Below are 17419 nucleotides of genomic sequence, written 5' to 3'. Positions count from 1 at the left end.
CATGTTGCGGCCGTCCCGCCAGACGGATGTCGAGGCCAGCGAGCTGTCTGGCGCAAGGGTTGCAGGCTCAGCCTCAGGAGAGCGGCGCCCAGGCCCACGCGCTGCGGATCGAATGCCCGCGCCCGCCCTCATCCGACCCTGTGCATCGACGGCGCGACGCCCAACATCGATTGACTCCCCAGGCCATAAAGTGCTCAGATGCGCCCCTTGTTTCAGGTGTCCGCGACCGCCGCGTCGAGGATTAAACGGGAAGCCGGTGCCTCGTTCCCTCGAGCAGTCCGGCGCTGCCCCCGCAACGGTAGGCGAGCGAGCCCTTCGACACACCACTGTGCCCCGGCATGGGAAGGTGAAGGCCTCATGCCCCTCGCAAGCCCGGAGACCGGCCTGACACAGCCCTAGGCAACTCCCGCGGCGGGCGGGCGCTGGCCGGTTTTCGCGAGCGAGCTGCGCGCGGCACCAGCGCGCACCCGAGCACGGGGTTTCATTCCCTGCGACGGTCGGTTTCTGCATGCCCTGCCCCACCCTGCACCTTCACCGCCTGTCCTGGTCGCCCCAGGGCCTGTCCCGGCCCCTGCTCGAAGGCATCGACCTGCACGTCGGCGCGGGCGAATCGGTCGGCCTGATCGGTCCCAACGGCAGCGGCAAGACCAGCCTGCTGCGTTGCGCGTATCGCTACAACCGTCCGGACACCGGGCAGGTGCTGCTCGAAGGCGACGACCTGTGGCAGCACACGCCGCGCTGGGCCGCGCAGCGCATCGCGGTCATGCTGCAAGAATTTCCGGAAGAATTCGGCCTGAGCGTACGCGATGTCGTGGCCATGGGTCGCACGCCGCACCTGGGCTGGTTCGACGCCCACGGCGATGCCGACCTGATCGACCTCACCCTGGAGCGCCTGGACCTGCTCACCCGCGCCCAGGATGCCTTCACCTGCCTCTCCGGCGGCGAGAAGCAGCGGGTACTGCTGGCCCGCGCCCTGGTCCAGCAGCCACGGTTGCTGGTGCTCGACGAGCCGACCAACCATCTCGACCCACGCTTCCAGCTCGCTCTGCTGCAGCAGTTGCGCGACACCGGCCTGAGCCTGCTGGCCAGCTTCCACGACCTGAACCTGGCTGCGGCATTCTGCGATCGCCTCTACGTGCTCGACGCCGGCCGAATAGTCGCCCACGGCACGCCCGAGCAGGTGCTCACCGAACAGCGACTGGCCGAGGTGTTCGGCGTTCATGCGCTGGTCGACACCCACCCGCGCGCCTGCCACCCCCGCATCACCTGGATCAGTCCCGCATGAAAGCGCTGCTCGTCTGTCTTGCCTTGTCGACCGCCCTGCCGCAGATTGTGCAGGCAGCCTCCTACCCGGTCACCGTCCGCAGTTGCGAGCGCGACGTGACCTTCGACCGCGCGCCCCGGCGCGCGGTCAGTCATGACATCAACCTGACCGGCATGCTCCTGGCGCTGGGCTTGCGCGACCACATGGTCGGCTACACCGGCATCAGTGGCTGGAAGACACTGGACCCGAGCCTGCGCGAAGCCTTGAAAGGCTTGCCAGAGCTGGCGGCGCGCTACGCCTCGGTCGAAAACCTGGTGGAGGTGGATGCCGATCTGTTCTTCGCGGGCTGGAACTACGGGATGCGCGTCGGCGGCCCGGTCACGCCCCAGACCCTGGCCCCCTTCGGCATCCCCGTCTACGAGCTGAGCGAGTCCTGCTCGTGGATCATGCCCCAGCGTACAGCCAGCCTGGAAGACCTCTACCGCGACCTGGACAACCTGGGGCGGATCTTCGACGTGCGCGATCGGGCCACCGCGCTGATCGGCCAGCTGCGCGAGCGCATCGCGCGGGTGGCCGAACGCACCGCCCAGGCCGCTCAGCGCCCTCGGGTGTTTCTCTACGACAGCGGCGAGGACCGCCCGACCACTTCCGGGCGACTTGGCATGCCGCAGGTGCTGATCGGGCTGGCCGGAGGCGACAACATCATGGCCGACGTCGCTGCCAGCTGGACGCAAGTCAGTTGGGAAAGTGTGGTGGAGCGGGACCCCGAGGTGATCGTCATCGTCGACTACGGCCCGACCCGCTGGCAGGAAAAACGTGATTTTCTGCTTCGCCAACCGGCACTGCAAAGCGTCGAGGCGATCCGCGAGCGACGCTTCGTGGTGCTGTCGTACCTGCAGGTCACGCCGTCGGTGGAGAACGCCGCTGCAATCGAAACGCTGGCCAAGGCGCTGCACCCGCAACGGGTCGGCCAGGTGCAGCCATGATGCCCGTGCGCAGTCAGGCAGGTTATCGCTGCCTGATGGTGGGGCTGGTGGCCGTGCTGTCGCTGTCCTGCGCGCTGTCGCTGGGCTTTGGTTCGGCCCAGGTGGCGCTGGGCAAGGTGCTGGGGATCCTGAGCCAGCAGCTGGGGCTGGGAGGGCCGGGTGACTGGAGTCATGGCCAGGCGCAGATCGTCTGGCAGATCCGTGCACCGCGGGTGCTGCTGGGGGCCCTGGTCGGCATGGGCTTGGCACTGGTCGGCGCCGCACTGCAGGCGGTGACGCGTAACCCGCTGGCCGATCCGCACCTGCTGGGCGTGAGCGCCGGCGCGGTATTCGGTGCAGTGTCCGTGGTGCTGTTCCTGGGCCCGTTCGCAGGTGCCTTCAGCCTACCGCTGGCTGCCTTCATCGGCGCCCTGGGCAGCATGCTCCTGGTACTGGGCGTGGCCAGCCGAGGCGGCCGACTGGAAAGCGACCGACTGCTGCTGGCCGGCGTCGCGGTCTCGTTCGTGGTCATGGCAGCGGCCAATCTGCTGCTTTATACCGGGGATCCCCACGCGGCAGCCTCGGTCATGTTCTGGATGCTCGGCGGCCTGGGCCTGGCGCAGTGGTCGTTGCTGTGGCTGCCGGTACTGTGCGTGCTGGCAGGCTTGGTCCTGTTGATGAGTCAGGCGCGTGCACTCAATGCCTTGATGAGTGGCGAACAGACTGCGGTGAGCCTGGGTTTCGAGCCCAGGGCGGTCAGGGCCAGGGTCTTCGTCGCCACGGCGCTGCTGACCGGCGTGCTGGTCTCGCTATCCGGCGCCATAGGGTTCGTCGGCCTGATGGTGCCGCACATGGCGCGGCGTCTGGTGGGGGCCGAACACCGTCGGCTGCTGCCAGTCTGCGCCTTGTCAGGCGCGCTGTTCATGGTCTGGGTGGATGTGGGTGCACGAACGCTGATCGCCCCACAGGACCTGCCCATCGGTATCGCCACGGCGGCGCTGGGCGGCCTGTTCTTCATCGTGCTGCTGCGGCGCAAGGCCTGAGCTGCCGCGCCTGATGCACCGCCGCCGCGGCGATGCATCGTCCCGCGGCGGTACTAGAATGCCGCGCTGTAGAACAGAGCGTACGACTCGATACCGTCGTTCGGCTCCTTGATCCCGGCGTTGGAGTAGTGGGTGGCACGGATGCCGACCTTCTGCTGGCCTGGCAGCTTCACGCCGAAGCCGATGCGGTCTTCGAAGTTGAAGGCCGAACCCAGTTTCTGATCGCCCACATCGGTCTTGGAGAACACGGCGATACCGATGCCCGCCTCGATGAACGGCACGTAGCCCGAGTCGCCGAATTCGTAGGTGAACACCGGGCTGAACGAAAGCGAGTGGGCGCCGCTGTAGTCGCCACCTTCCCAGTAGGTGTATCCGGCGTCCCAGTAACCGCTGACGTGGCCGACGCTGCTCTGCAGCCACTTCTTGTCCCAGTCGAAGGACATGCCCAGGCGGTAGGTCATGTCGCCCTGGCTGGTGACGCCGACGGCGCCCGAGACCTGAGCGGCCTGAGCCAGGTTGGTGCCGGCCAAGGCCAGCATTGCCACGGCGAGCGAGGCGGCGAGACGGATCTTCATCAATGACTACTCCAGATGGACTTCACGGACAGGCAGTCGATGGCAGGCGGCCTGCGGCAATGGGGTCCTACCCCTTTTATGTGCCTGTGCCCATCACATCCCATCTGGGCACACGCCGTATACGCTCGGGATTATCATCAGACATCTGCCAATAGGAAAGGCATTTGTCATGAATGCGTGAAAAAAATGTTAGCAAGACATCTATCTGCTCAGTTATCGCTCATTTCTGACTGCCCGGTCTGCTCCTGAAGCAAGCGGATGAACATGCTCAAGCTGCGTGAAACCGTGCCGCGGCGCCACACCAGCCAGGTTCTGAGGTAACGAAAATCCTCGCACAGCGGCCACACGCTGACGGTACTGGCGCCTGGCATGCTGTCGAGCATGCTGCGTGGCATCAGCGCCAATCCGGCACCGGCGCTGACGCAGGCGAGCATGCCGTGGTAAGACTCCATCTCGTGGATCTTGCCGGGCACCGCCTGGTCCTGGACGAACCAGTTCTCGAAATGATGACGATAGGAACAGTTGGCGCGAAACGCGTAGATGCCCTCCCCGTTCACATCCTGAGCCCGGCTGACCGGGGCGTGATTCAGCGGGGCGATCACCACCATCTCCTCTTCGAACACCGCGACGCCCTCGAGGGTCGGGTGCAGCACTGGTCCATCGACGAACGCCGCCACCAGACGCCCGGACAGCACCCCTTCGAGCATGGTCCCCGAAGGCCCGGTGGACAGGTCCAGGTCCACCTTGGGGTAACGCTGGTTGTAGGCGGCCAGCAGTGCCGGAATGCGCACCGCCGCCGTACTCTCCAGTGAGCCCAGGGCGAAGGTGCCCTGAGGATCTTCGCCGGCCACCGTGGCGCGTGCTTCCTGCACCAGGTCGAGGATGCGCCGCGTGTATTCCAGGAAATTCCAGCCTGCCGGGGACAGCCGTAAGCGGCTCTTCTCGCGGATGAACAACTCGACACCCAGGTCTTCCTCGAGCTGCTTGATTCGCGTGGTGAGGTTCGAAGGCACACGGTGGATCTGCTGTGCCGCCGCGCTGATGCTGCCGTGCTCTGCGACGGCCTTGAACATCTCCAGCTGGACCAGATCCATGCCTTTCTCCATTCGTGAACGTTTCGCTCATTATTATTCAGTTTTCATTAAAGCGGTGCACCTTTAGTCTAGCCTCACGCAAAACGCCACCGTCCATCCCTGGAGGAACCGTCATGAGTTCGATCAGCCCTCTGACCCACGCCATTTCCATCGACCCCTACACCGCCGAGCAGATCGCCGCCTACCCCTACGAAACCGAAGCGGCACTAGACGCCGCGCTGCAACGGGCCAAGGGTGGATACGAGCAATGGCGCCGGGTTTCCCTCGCCCAGCGCAGCCAGTACCTGTCGGCACTGGCCGAGGCCCTGCAGAGCCGTCATGAAACCTTCGCGCAGATGATCGCCCGTGAAATCGGCAAGCCGATCGTCCAAGCCCGTGGCGAGGTGAGCAAATGTGTCAATCTGTGCCAGTGGTACGCCGAGCACGGCCCGGCGATGCTCGCCCCGGAGCCCACTCAAGTGGCCAAGGCGCGTATCGAGTATCGCCCGCTCGGTCCGATCCTGGCGGTCATGCCGTGGAATTTCCCCATCTGGCAAGTGCTGCGTGGCGCAGTGCCGGCGCTGCTCGCCGGTAATACCTACGTGCTCAAGCACGCGCCGAACGTGATGGGTAGCGCCTACCTGCTGGCCGATCTGTTCGACCAGGCCGGGCTGCCAGCGGGCGTATTCGAGGTGATCAACGTCACACCCGAAGGTGTGACCCGCGCCATCAACGACTCTCGGGTCGCCGCCGTCACCCTCACCGGCAGCGTGCGCGCCGGGATGGCCATTGGCGCTCAGGCCGGGGCTGCGCTGAAGAAGTGCGTACTCGAACTCGGCGGCTCCGATCCCTTCATCGTTCTGGCCGACGCCGATCTGGACGCGGCCGTGAAGGCCGCGGTGATCGGTCGCTATCAGAATACCGGTCAGGTGTGCGCGGCAGCCAAGCGCTTCATCATCGAAGACAGCATCGTCCAGGCGTTCACCGACAAGTTCGTGGAGGCGACCCGCGCGCTGCAACTGGGCAACCCGCTGGAGGACGCCACCTACATTGGCCCGATGGCCCGTTTCGACCTGCGCGACGAGCTCGACGGCCAGGTCCAGGCGAGCCTGGCCGAAGGCGCCACGCTACTATTGGGCGGTCACAAGATCGAGGGCACGGCCAACTTCTATGCGCCGACCGTGCTGGGCGATGTGACCCCGGACATGACCGCCTTCAAGCAGGAACTCTTCGGCCCGGTAGCTGCGATCATCGCGGCACGCGACGCCGAACACGCGGTGGCATTGGCCAACGACAGCGAGTTCGGCCTCGCCTCGACCCTCTACACCGCCGACCTGGCCTTGGCCGAGCGCATGACCGATGCCCTCGATACCGGCGCGGTGTTCATCAACGGCTACTGCGCCTCGGACCCTCGCGTGGCCTTCGGTGGTGTGAAGAAGAGTGGGTTCGGCCGCGAACTCTCGCACTTTGGCGTGCGCGAGTTCTGCAACGTGCAGACGGTCTGGTCGGACCGTAACTAGACGCCCTGCTGCCTGATCTCTGGCGTCGATTCCCCCACGGCGGTGCAACGCCGCTGTGGGCCTGCCAACCATCTACACTGCTCGTTGTCCAACCACTTGCCCGCCTGTCGCAAAAATGCACGCACGGCGTGCAGATTTGTCGATTGTGCCGGGTAAATACGCATGTCAGGATCCCTCGACCCTCAAGCGTATTTCCAGAATGCTATGGAAAATCAATAACAAAGCAGGGAGAACGCGATGAACGCGCATGCTCGAACCGATGTCGACGACCACGTGCTGACCCACGTCAGCAACCATATCGGCTACCTCACGCTCAACCGCCCTAGTGGCCTCAATGCCCTGACGCTGGACATGGTCCGCAGCCTTCGCCGTCAGCTCGACGCCTGGGCCCAGGATGCGCGGATCAAGGTCGTGGTGCTGCGTGGCAACGGCCCGAAGGGTTTCTGCGCAGGCGGCGACATCCGCGCGCTGCACGACAGCTTCAAGGCCGGCAGCGACCTGCACGAGCAGTTCTTCGTCGAAGAATATGCACTGGACCTGTGCATCCATCATTATCGCAAGCCGATTCTGGCGGTAATGGACGGCTTCACCTTGGGCGGGGGCATGGGCCTGGCCCAGGGTGCCGACCTGCGCCTCGTCACCGAGCGCAGCCGCCTGGGCATGCCGGAAGTGGGTATCGGCTACTTTCCAGACGTAGGCGGCAGCTACTTTCTTTCCCGCCTCCCAGGCGAAATCGGCACCTACCTGGGTGTGAGCGGCACCCAAATCCAGGCCGCCGATGCTTTGTACTGCGGCCTGGCGAACTGGTACATGGCCAGCGACAGGCTGGATTCGCTCCAGCAGGGGCTGGACGACCTGAGCTTCGGCCACAACCCGCTCAAGGATCTGCAGGGGCTGCTCGCCAGGCTGGGCACCCAGGCGCTGGAGGATGCGCCACTGGCGCGGTTACGTCCCGTGATCGACCACTATTTCAGCCAGCCCGACGTGGCCAGCATCGCCGAGCAGCTGCGCGCAGTGCGCATTGGTGACAGCCAGCAATGGGCCCTGAGCACTGCCGATCAACTGGACAGCCGTTCGCCGCTGGCCATGGCGGTGACCCTGGAAATGCTGCGCCGCGGCCGTCACCTGAGCCTGGAAGACTGCTTCGCCATGGAACTGCACCTGGATCGCCAGTGGTTCGCCCATGGCGACATCGTCGAAGGCGTACGCGCCTTGATCGTCGACAAGGACAAACAGCCGCGCTGGAATCCACCCACGCTGGCGGCCCTGCCGCGCGAGCGTGTCGAGCAATTCTTCGAAGGCCTCTGAGCCGGGAGTCGCCCCATGCAAGACCTGGAATTGAGCGAAGAACAGATCATGATCCGCGACATGGCGCGGGATTTCGCCCGAGGCGAAATCGCACCCCATGCACAGGCCTGGGAAAAGGCCGGCTGGATCGATGACACGGTGGTGCGGGCCATGGGTGAGCTGGGCCTGCTGGGCATGGTGGTACCTGACACCTTCGGCGGCAGCTACACCGATTACGTCGCCTATGCCCTGGCGGTGGAGGAGATCTCGGCCGGTGACGGCGCCGCTGGCGCGCTGATGAGCATTCACAACTCAGTAGGCTGCGGGCCGCTGCTGGCCTATGGCACGGACGAGCAACAGCAACGCTGGCTGCCTTGCCTGGCCAGCGGCGAGGTGATCGGCTGCTTCTGCCTGACCGAACCTCAGGCCGGGTCAGAGGCGCACAACCTGCGCACCCGCGCCGAGCTGATCGACGGCCACTGGGTGCTCAACGGTGCCAAGCAGTTCGTCAGCAATGGCCGTCGCGCCGGCCTGGCCATCGTCTTCGCGGTGACCGATCCGGCGCTGGGCAAGAAAGGACTCTCGGCGTTTCTGGTGCAGACCGACAACCCCGGCTTCAAGGTCGATCGCAGCGAGCACAAGATGGGCATTCGTGCCTCGGACACCTGCGCGGTCACCCTGGAACACTGTCGCATCCCCGAGGCCAATCTGCTGGGCGAACGCGGCAAGGGCCTGGCCATCGCCCTGTCCAATCTCGAAGGCGGGCGGATCGGCATTGCCGCCCAGGCCCTGGGCATCGCGCGCGCCGCCTTCGAAGCGGCCCTGGGCTATTCGCGCGATCGCCTGCAATTCGGCAAGCCGATCGGCGAGCACCAGAGCATCGCCAACCTGCTGGCCGACATGCACGTCCAGCTCAATGCCGCGCGCCTGTTGATTCTGCATGCGGCGCGTTTGCGCAGTGCCGGACGCCCCTGCCTGTCGGAAGCCTCCCAGGCCAAGCTGTTCGCCTCGGAAATGGCCGAGCGAGTGTGTTCGATGGCCATTCAGGTGCACGGTGGCTACGGCTATCTGGAGGACTATCCGGTGGAAAAATACTATCGCGATGCGCGCATCACCCAGATCTACGAAGGGTCCAGCGAAATCCAGCGCATGCTCATCGCGCGCGAGCTCAAGCACTATTCGATTTGATCTGCACAAAGGCGTGGGCCCTGTGCGCCGCGCCTGCCGCTGCCCTGACGCACCGACGGTAATCGCTTCAATAGCATTTAACCATTGAACAGCCCATGTGCCGTGCAGTAAGCTCGACCCACTCACTGGAGAACAGCATGTCGAACATCCCCTGCAACCCTGCCCTCGCCACTGGCCGCCCAGCGCGTCCTGTGCTGGCCGTTGCTGGTGAAGAACTGCTGTGCCTCTCCTATTTTGGGTATTGGTTTAGCCACTAGGCGCCGATATCCACACGGCGCCCACCTTCGAGGGGCCGCCGAACATGAGAATACTCAAACCCCCGGTCGGCTCCTCGACCGGGGGTTTTGCATTTCAGGGCTCTCGATTTCACCTATTGCTTCCGAGGACAGCGTCATGAACCACACCTATTACCGCAGCGCCTTCACCTACGCCTGGCGATTTAGCCAATTCCGTTCGGGCCAGCCTGCCGCCTCCGTACGGTCGATCCCCGGTGGCGATGCTGCACACAGTCAATCGACGACCTGTCGAACACCTCGATAGGGCCGGCGCTGCGCGAGCCTCTCGCACCGTCCGCCCAAGGAAAACCATGCCATGCCTTCTTCGAATCTCGCTCTGCCGCTCACCCAGCCCGTCGCTGCCAACGCACCCGTCAGCCAGCGCCTGCCCAGCCCTCATCTGCTCAAGCAGCAGATGCCGCTCTCCAGCGAACTCGCGCAACAGGTCCACACGCATCGTCAGGCCATTCGCGCCATTCTCGAAGGCCGCGATTCGCGCCTGCTGGTAATCGTCGGCCCCTGTTCGATCCACGACCCACGCTCGGCGCTCGAGTATGCCGACCGTCTGGCCGCCTTGAGCCATGAGGTCAACGATCGACTGCTGCTGGTCATGCGCGCCTACGTGGAAAAGCCGCGCACCACGGTAGGCTGGAAAGGCCTGGCCTACGATCCGCATCTGGATGGCAGCGATGACATGCACGCCGGCCTGGGCCTGTCTCGCGGCCTGATGCTGGGCATGCTCGAGCGCGGTCTGCCGATCGCCACCGAGCTGTTGCAGCCCATGGCGGCCGGTTACTTCGACGACGTGCTGAGCTGGGCGGCCATCGGCGCCCGTACCACCGAGTCACAGATCCACCGGGAGATGGTCAGTGGCCTGGAACTGCCGGTCGGGTTCAAGAACGGCACCGACGGCGGCGTGACCATCGCCACCGATGCCATGCGCAGTGCCAGCGCCGGCCATCGCCATTTCGGCATGGATGCCCAGGGCTATCCGGCGATCATCGAGACGTTCGGCAACTCTGATACCCATCTGGTGCTGCGCGGCGGCCATACAGGCCCAAACTACGATGCCGACAGTCTCGCCCTGGCCCGCCAGGGCCTGGCAAAGGCCGGTCTGCCGGCCCGGGTCATGGTCGACTGCAGCCACGCCAACAGCGGCAAGGATCCTGCACGGCAGCCCAGGGTCTTCGAGGACGTGCTCCGGCAACGCCTGGCCGGCGACACGTCGATCATCGGCATGATGATCGAGGGACATCTGTTCGAGGGCTGCCAGTCGCTGGGCAAGGGCGCACTGAAGTACGGCGTGTCCATCACCGATGGTTGCCTGGGATGGGGTAGCACCGAGCAGCTGCTGCAGGCAGCCGCGCAGGACCTTCGCCGGTAATCCTCCAGCAGACATGACGCGCACCCGTGATCTGCCGCAGGTGCGCCCGATCGCCTCGGGTTGCCGGGCCGAACCCGGCAGCCCAGGCCTATGCTCGATTGCCCCGACGCTACACCAGGCTCACTCCACCCGCTGATCATCGAGGTTGTAGGTCACCAGTCGATTCGGCGGGGCCGCGGCATTCAGGTACAGCACTGGCAGGTAGCTGCCCTGGGTGTACTGGACGTACTCGCGCTGGAAGGTCTGCGCGCCGATCCGGTTGGCCGACACCGTGTAGATGAAGGCTTCCAGAGGCAGTTGCGCCGGGACATTCTGCGGCCAGGCGGCGATCATGATCTCGTTCCATACGCCCATGTCGACGCCGGTCGTACGGTTGCGCAGGTTCACCATCGTGGAAAAGGCCGCAGCGCCAGGGCCGAAGGCACAGCCGGGTTCGTTGGTCCCTCGACCATAACGCGCGAACCAGGCCGCCGTGGTGTTGATGCCCAGCGCTTCGCAGCGGTTGCGGAACGTGCACGGATCGTTTGCGGTCCCGGTACCGGCATCGCGTGGATAGCCGCACCGCACCGTCAGGGGCTGGACCACGGGATAACCTGACTCACGCATGATGAACCCTTGGCCGTGGTAGGTCCTGCTGACCGAGGCATCGGCCGAGAACCAGCTGAACGATACGCCGTTCAAGCGTACCGAATTGGGGCTCGGATTCCAGGGCCGGTGTTTGCCGACATCGGCAATATTGATGGTCCTGACCCACACCCCTTGGCAGTAGAAGCGCGCGCGCCCGTCAGGACAGGTAGCCGAGACCGTGGTGTATCGGGAGTTGATCCGCTCGGCGATCTGATAGCCCTCGTAAAGCTGCTCACCTTGATCGAACCCGAACGTCGCACCTGGCCCGCCCTGGTAACGCAGAATAGGCAGCCAGGCGCCGGTAGCCTTGAACCATTGCAGTTGCGAGCGTTGCGCGCGGAACAGGTCATTGCTTGCGGCCGGGTTGTAGTAGAGCGCCTCTATGGCGACGTTGGTGGGCTGCCTTGCGTCCCAGTTGCCGACCTGGACCTGGGCAGGATTGGGCCTTGCTTTCACCTCATAGGCCTTGCCCGCGGCCATGGCTTCCAGGCGCGCCATCAGGATGTAGCCACCGCGCCCGGACAGCGGCCCCTGGTCGAGGTCGCTGCGCAGGTAGACGAACGCCTCGCTGCCACGCGCCGTGGCCTCGGCGTCATGCTCCCAGAACCTGGCCGCATGGTTGGCCGCCATTGGCCGCGCCAACACGCCGCTGCACGTGTAGTCGGGCTGGTTGCGCACACAGGCGGCAGGCGTACTGAGCAGGCGCTGATTGAGGGCCGAAGCGATGACGACCCCCTGGGCCACTGCGTCGGCAGCAGCGGCCAGGTTGTTCTGGTTCAGCACCTCGATCGAATCCGGTGCGGCGACCAGGGCGTGGCCAGACGGGGCGTGCAGGCACGCGGTGGCGAACAGCAGGCAGCACGACAGCATGCCGGCTCGTGGCAGCATCATTCGAAACATCTCGGCGACCCTCGGGTGGATAGGCGGGACCTGCTCAAGCGATGGCGCGATCTCAGTCGATGCCGATGACCTGTCGCAGCTTGTTGGGCTGAACGGCCTCCGACGTCACCGTCAGCTTGATGGGGTCGAGGGTCAGCGCGGTATTGCCCCCGACCGATGCGCCCCATAGCGGCGCGCGTGCGTCCAACACCCGTGACAGCTCAACCCCGTAGGCGTCGATGATGAATCGGAAGTCCCTTTCCTGCGGCATGGCCATGCCCATGGCATCGCACAGATTCTTGGCGCTCTGCCAGTCGACCGGCTGGGCAGACAGCACTTCGAGGCCGCTGATCCCGCTCACGGTCAGCACATAGGACTGAGGTCCGCCCGGCAGATCCGCCGTGATGGTGCTCTGACCGTTGCGCATCAGTGTCACCCGCCCTTTCCCATCGACGGTCGCGACACTTGGGTCGCTGCTGCGGTACGCGCTGGCCCCTGGCAAGGCGCGGTCGTAGAAGGCGTAGGATGGCAGCGACTTGGGCAGGCGCACCTGGCCATTGACGTACAGCGGTTTGTACAGGTGCTTGCTCAGGTCGATCCGCTGCTCGCCGCTGAACCCTTGGTCCACGTCGAACGTCAGCGCCGCACTGGTGCCAACCGATGAGACGCTGTAGAGCACCTGCAGCGCTTCGCCCAGGTGGTCGACGAAATGCTGCCGGGGGATGCGCAGGGTGATCGGTCGACCGCTGGCGCCAATCGGCAGACTGGGGCTGGTGTACAACGGCTGCGCGGTGCGCTGCGCCTGCAGCATGAGGTTCAGCCTGCTTCCGGCGTGGGCGCCGGGTATGGTCATGATCACCGGTGCACCGGAGCTTGGGATCTTCGAGGGATCGAGCTTGCCATCGTCCACGATGGACATCGCAGGCAGGGTCAGGTCGTTCATGAAAGCACTCCTGGTCCGCAGCCCGTCAGGGCTGCGAATCGTCAAAGGACAATGTTCAGGTACGCGAGCGCAGGTCGTTGTCCGCAGCTACGGGGACCAGCCCGCTGGAATCGGGGCGCCCATAGCGAAGCCCTTTACGCAGTTCTGCCTGCACCGATGCGCTGTTGCCACCACCGGATTGATGACCCCAGGTCACGGTACGCCCATCGGCGGTAAGCGCCGTGAAGCTGTTGCTGTTGGCGTAGATGGCGCGAACATCGATCAAGCGCGCCTTGACGTCTGCCGGGATCGTACCGCCCGACTTGGCACTCCCCCAGGCGACCACCGAGCCATCGCTGCACAATGCTGCGAAGCTCCAGGCGCTGCCGACCACCTGGACAACGTTGGACAGGCTCGCAACGGAGGCGGGCAGTGATCCCCCACTGGGCTGATCACCCCACGCCACCACATGGCCATTTCGCCGCCGAGCGCAGAATGCGTACCAGGTGCTGGTGACTTCGAGGATGTCATCGAGCAGCGCAACGGCCGGCGGTACGGTACCGCCGTGGGTATCCGCCCCCCAGGCGAGAACTTGCCCTTTGCTCGTCAGCACGGTGAAGGCTCGGGCAGTTGCGCTTTCCAGGGACTCGATGTCCCGACGGCTGGCGATCGCCGCCGGAAGCGTACCGCCGTAGCCCACGCTGCCCCAGGCGACAAGGCTTTTGTCGGTCAGGCGAGCGACGAACGCCGAGAAATTACCCTTGACATGGATAACCTTTTTCTCCGGGCTCGCAGGGGGGGCGGCGAGAGCTGCTGGTAATGTGGCCCCCCCCGTGGCGTCCCCCCAAGCAATCAGCCGTCCGTCCTCACGCTTGACGATGAAAACTCTGGCGTTGAAGAACAGCGCATCGATATCGGTCAAGCTGGCGACGCTGGCTGGCACTGCCCCACCATAACTGGCGTGCCCCCATGCGCTGACGCCTCCGGAGGCCTTGCCAGGCGTGACTTGAGTCCGACCGGCGAAAGCATGCCGGGTGCTGCGAACTTCGGTGAAGATCTTGCCCTGCAGCGCAACCGGAAAAGCTCCACCTTCAGCGGTGTTACCCCAGCAAATCACGCTGCCATTGTTCAGGCGTGCAGCGAACGCACTGCAGGTCGCGCTGACCTCCGCTACATTATTGTGTCCAAGCATGGTGGCCGGTAACGCTCCACCTGCCGCCGGAGAGCCCCAACCGCAGAGACGGTAAGCGCCAGCGATGGAAGTGTCGAGCATGGCTGTGAAAGCGGCTTTGCCATCCACCGTGTCGCTTTGTCCGGTTCCGATGACGTTGGCAGGGTTGAGCCACAGCGCATCGGTACCCGAGCGCACCCGCAGAGGACGCTCGGGCTGGCGGTCGAGCCACGTGTAACTGATGTGGCCCTGCGCATCGCCCTCATAGCGCCACTCGGCCAGAATCGGCTTACGGGTGATGGCGTCGAAAGCGCCCATCAACCTGGATGTGCTTGAGGCGCGATAGCAGGCGGCACTGTAGCGGGCGCCGAACACACTCAGTGTGCCATTATCGACTTGGCGCTTGATGGCGTAGCGTTGTCCGGGGCCGGACTCGATACTGGCCGGACTGCCTCGCTCGATGTCGTAGTGCAGATTCACCACCGTCCCCTCCAACGCCTGGATCGCGGTCGCCGGGATGCTGACGGTAAGCGCCTTGCCAGCCTCATCAGAGCTGATGGTCACATCGAAATGCTGACGCGCATTGGACGTCTCGTCGTCGAGCCATACCCGAACATTGTCTGCCGCGTTGAGCCGGGCATCGGCACCGATGCGAACAGACGCGCTCTGCAGTACGGCACTGGGATTGAGATTACCTTCCACGGCTTCCACGAAATACGCCTGCGGCAGCCCGCCACGGTTGACGAAGAAAGTGGCAAGCGTCGACGAGTCGGTCAGGCCGCTAAGCCGCGTAACGTCGTAATGGACGTTCACGCTGCCGCCCAGATTCGCCACCACGAAATTGTGGTCGATCACCAACGTGTCGGGTGACACGCCATCTTCGAGGACATATTCGAAGACAGAGGTGACACCATCCGCCTCGGAGCCGTTCCAGAACACCTCCACCCCATCCCCTGCCTGCAACTGCGCCGATGCCGGTATGAGGATCAGTGCGCCCTCGGTGACGGCGCTCGGATCCAGCTCATCGCCTTCGGCCGCGGCGATTTCCGGCGGATCCAGGTCAGTCAGCTGGCTCTGGCCGATCGCGAACTCCAGATAGTCCGAGTAGCGCTCGGGCTGCCCTGGCTCCACCACGAAATATCGCACCTGTACCGTCCCGCCATAGTTGGCAAGCAACTGATCGTGCGGGATCTCGAACTCCAGGGGTTCGCCCGGCCACACCACCGCGTCGTCCTCCCAGGGCTGGCCGAACTCCGGTTGCCACTGCAGGTAGACGTCCTGCGCCTCGTTCATGTTGAAGAACGGCTCGATGAGCACTTTGACGTCGTGGTCGAACTGTTTGGGGTCCAGCTTGCCATTGGCCAGCTCGGTATCCAGGTGGGCCGCCGGCAGCGCCACGTGAGGCTGCCCGACCTGAAGGTTGGTGTGCAGCGAATAGATGGGCAACGGCACGTTGCGCCGTTGGACCTGAAAGCCCAGGTCGAGGATGCCGCCGTCCAGTGGTGCGAGATAGCGAGGACCGTCGCTAATCGTGAACACCAGCGGCTGCCCAGCCTCCTTGGCACTGACCACCTTGGTGAATTGCTCGTACACCGGACCGCCGCCACTGCGGGTTCCCAGCCAGGTGAGGATCACCTTGTCACCGCGCTGCAACTGCGCAGCGGCTGGTATCTGCACCGAGACGCTGGCCAGCGACGGCTCGACGCTGTTATCGGCAGCAGCCTCCAGCAGCAGCGGACGCACACCCACTTCCTGCGCGCCGGCGAAGCTGGCGAAGTCGCGGCTGGCAACCTGGCCTGGGCGGGTCAGGTTGGCATAGGAGGCAGTCGCGCGGCCGCCACGCAGGCTTTGCAGCGCCGCATTGTCGATGTCGAAGAACAGGGTACGACCCAGGCGCCGGATCGGCTGGGCCGGCGGCGAGACGCTGACCTGCGCGCCCTGTGACGGAATGCCGATGAGCGTGACCTCAATGGCATCGTTGAGTTTGAAGCTGGGATCGAAGGTGTCGACCTCTACTTGCAAGTCCTCGCCCCCTAGCACATCCAGATCGATGACCTCGCGGGCGGCGGCATCCGGATCCGGATTGGCGATGTAGGGCGCGCGCAACAGGTCGTCCTGCAACCGTACTGGCACTACGGCCCGCTGCGACCAGCCCTCGGAAGCGTTGTTCAGTTCATCGGTGACGCGGTAGGCGAGCGCCAGACTGTCGCTGCTGCCAGCGCTGAGGATGGTGTTTTCGTCGACGGTCAGCTTGACGCCAGCAGTGACCTCGGCCTGCGTGACGATGTGCTCGAGGCTTTCCTGGCCCCAGACCACTTCCAGTCGATCGTACTGGTGGATGCCCGGATAGGCAGGGATACGCACGGTCACCCCATTGCTGGCCTCGTCGGAGCCGATGAACCCGGCAGCAGGCAGGTCGGCCACCGGTGGCGGAAGGTCGCGCAGCAAGGTGACGCGGCTGACCACCGTAAGGCGCATCGACTCTTCCTCGATGCCCCCCACCCGCTTGATCCGGTACCACAGTTGCGACTGGCCTTCCGGCACCCGGCTAGCCGCGATGAACAGCGGATTGTTCTTGCCGATGCGCCCCTCGCCTACCAGCATCGAGGCGACCGAGACCCCAGGATCGTTCCAGAAGACTTCGATCCAGTCACCGACGCGCATGTTGTTGTAGGCCTGCACCAGAATCAGAAGACCACTGGGGTTATAGCTGATCATCTTGTGGTTGATGCCTACCGCAGACGGCGGAGCGGACTTCACCGGGGCGATGTAGCCTGGAATGTAGATCGGGCTCAACGACTGGAACATGGCGCCCGCCGGACCGGCAGACATGGAGCTGACAGACATGGGGCTGGCCACCATGCGGCTAGACATCATGGGGCTGGCCGACGGCCTGCCGGTGGGTAGCGAATCGTCTGGGGCACCCTGGTCGTCCATTGGGCTGCCGAGCATGGACAAGTCCGATGAATGGTCCGATGGCGCCTGGGGCGGCAGGGGACTGGCGAGGCCAGACGGATCGGAGGGCGCCTGCGGTGCCATGGGCGTGCCGGGATACGACGGGGCTGAGGGCGCCTCGGGCGACATCGGGCTGGACGGCGAACCATACTCTGCTGGAGCACCCAGCATCGGCACCGAGTCGGAAGGCTCCGGCACTGCCTCGAAGCGTTGGTTGTAGAGGGCGAGATCGCGATCGAGGCTGCTGGCCTGGTCGGTATCGGTACCGGTGTCGATGTCGTCGTTCATGGG

At 64.8% G+C, this 17419-nt stretch carries 12 protein-coding genes and 1 riboswitch; of the genes, 7 read left to right on the top strand and 5 right to left on the bottom strand.

The genetic code is table 11. The features are described from left to right. Positions 1 to 197: 197 nt before the first annotated feature. Positions 198 to 402: riboswitch (cobalamin riboswitch) on the top strand. A gap of 106 nt (positions 403 to 508) precedes the next feature. The 3 genes from IAE34_RS06780 to IAE34_RS06770 are packed head-to-tail and all read left to right on the top strand — an operon-like array spanning position 509 to position 3272. Beyond that, positions 509 to 1285, top strand: coding sequence for an ABC transporter ATP-binding protein (locus tag IAE34_RS06780; protein ID WP_200138100.1), 777 nt, complete (start codon positions 509 to 511; stop codon positions 1283 to 1285). Beyond that, entirely contained in the window at positions 1282 to 2250 is a 969-nt protein-coding gene (locus tag IAE34_RS06775) for an ABC transporter substrate-binding protein (RefSeq protein WP_200138099.1), read from the top strand. Before IAE34_RS06780 ends, IAE34_RS06775 begins: the two co-directional genes overlap by 4 nt. Then, positions 2250 to 3272: a FecCD family ABC transporter permease gene (locus IAE34_RS06770; RefSeq protein WP_200138098.1), complete on the top strand. Its 1023-nt coding sequence runs from the start codon at positions 2250 to 2252 to the stop codon at positions 3270 to 3272. The genes IAE34_RS06775 and IAE34_RS06770 overlap by 1 nt, the downstream gene beginning before the upstream one ends. A gap of 53 nt (positions 3273 to 3325) precedes the next feature. On the opposite strand, the gene IAE34_RS06765 is transcribed toward IAE34_RS06770, so the two are convergent. Together IAE34_RS06765 and ptrR are read right to left on the bottom strand one after the other, a co-directional pair. After that, the gene (locus tag IAE34_RS06765) at positions 3326 to 3847 is read right to left on the bottom strand and encodes an acyloxyacyl hydrolase (protein ID WP_200138097.1); all 522 of its coding nucleotides are present in this window, start codon (positions 3845 to 3847) and stop codon (positions 3326 to 3328) included. Positions 3848 to 4056: 209 nt separating this feature from the next. Continuing rightward, on the bottom strand, positions 4057 to 4941 hold the full coding sequence (gene ptrR / locus IAE34_RS06760) for a putrescine utilization regulator PtrR (protein WP_200138096.1): 885 nt from the start codon (positions 4939 to 4941) through the stop codon (positions 4057 to 4059). Between the two features lie 113 nt (positions 4942 to 5054). Here ptrR and IAE34_RS06755 point away from each other — a divergent pair, with 113 nt between their 5' ends. The 4 genes from IAE34_RS06755 (at position 5055) to IAE34_RS06740 (ending at position 10574) form a co-directional block, all read left to right on the top strand. Continuing rightward, complete coding sequence (locus IAE34_RS06755) at positions 5055 to 6440, top strand: aldehyde dehydrogenase family protein (RefSeq protein WP_200138095.1); 1386 nt, start codon at positions 5055 to 5057, stop codon at positions 6438 to 6440. Positions 6441 to 6677: 237 nt separating this feature from the next. Next, complete coding sequence (locus IAE34_RS06750) at positions 6678 to 7748, top strand: enoyl-CoA hydratase/isomerase family protein (protein ID WP_200138094.1); 1071 nt, start codon at positions 6678 to 6680, stop codon at positions 7746 to 7748. A 15-nt stretch (positions 7749 to 7763) separates the two neighbouring features. Then, entirely contained in the window at positions 7764 to 8915 is a 1152-nt protein-coding gene (locus IAE34_RS06745; protein ID WP_200138093.1) for an acyl-CoA dehydrogenase family protein, read from the top strand. A 591-nt stretch (positions 8916 to 9506) separates the two neighbouring features. After that, positions 9507 to 10574, top strand: a complete 1068-nt coding sequence (locus IAE34_RS06740) for a 3-deoxy-7-phosphoheptulonate synthase (RefSeq protein ID WP_200138092.1) — start codon at positions 9507 to 9509, stop codon at positions 10572 to 10574. A 120-nt stretch (positions 10575 to 10694) separates the two neighbouring features. Here the strand turns inward: IAE34_RS06740 and IAE34_RS06735 are convergent, their stop codons facing one another. The 3 genes from IAE34_RS06735 to IAE34_RS06725 form a co-directional block, all read right to left on the bottom strand. Further along, the gene (locus IAE34_RS06735) at positions 10695 to 12092 is read right to left on the bottom strand and encodes a hypothetical protein (RefSeq protein ID WP_200138091.1); all 1398 of its coding nucleotides are present in this window, start codon (positions 12090 to 12092) and stop codon (positions 10695 to 10697) included. A gap of 61 nt (positions 12093 to 12153) precedes the next feature. Continuing rightward, a complete protein-coding gene (locus IAE34_RS06730; RefSeq protein ID WP_200138090.1) occupies positions 12154 to 13023 on the bottom strand; it encodes an Ig-like domain-containing protein in 870 nt (289 codons plus the stop codon). A 55-nt stretch (positions 13024 to 13078) separates the two neighbouring features. After that, positions 13079 to 17416 (bottom strand): hypothetical protein, encoded by a 4338-nt coding sequence (locus tag IAE34_RS06725; RefSeq protein ID WP_200138089.1) that lies wholly within the window; start codon positions 17414 to 17416, stop codon positions 13079 to 13081. Positions 17417 to 17419 lie beyond the last annotated feature (3 nt).

Origin of the sequence: Pseudomonas sp. S30 (assembly GCF_016518545.1) — a bacterium.
In the GTDB taxonomy this organism is placed as follows: domain Bacteria; phylum Pseudomonadota; class Gammaproteobacteria; order Pseudomonadales; family Pseudomonadaceae; genus Aquipseudomonas.
The sequence above is the reverse complement of the archived record's forward strand: the minus strand, read 5'-3'. Positions and strand labels throughout refer to the sequence as shown.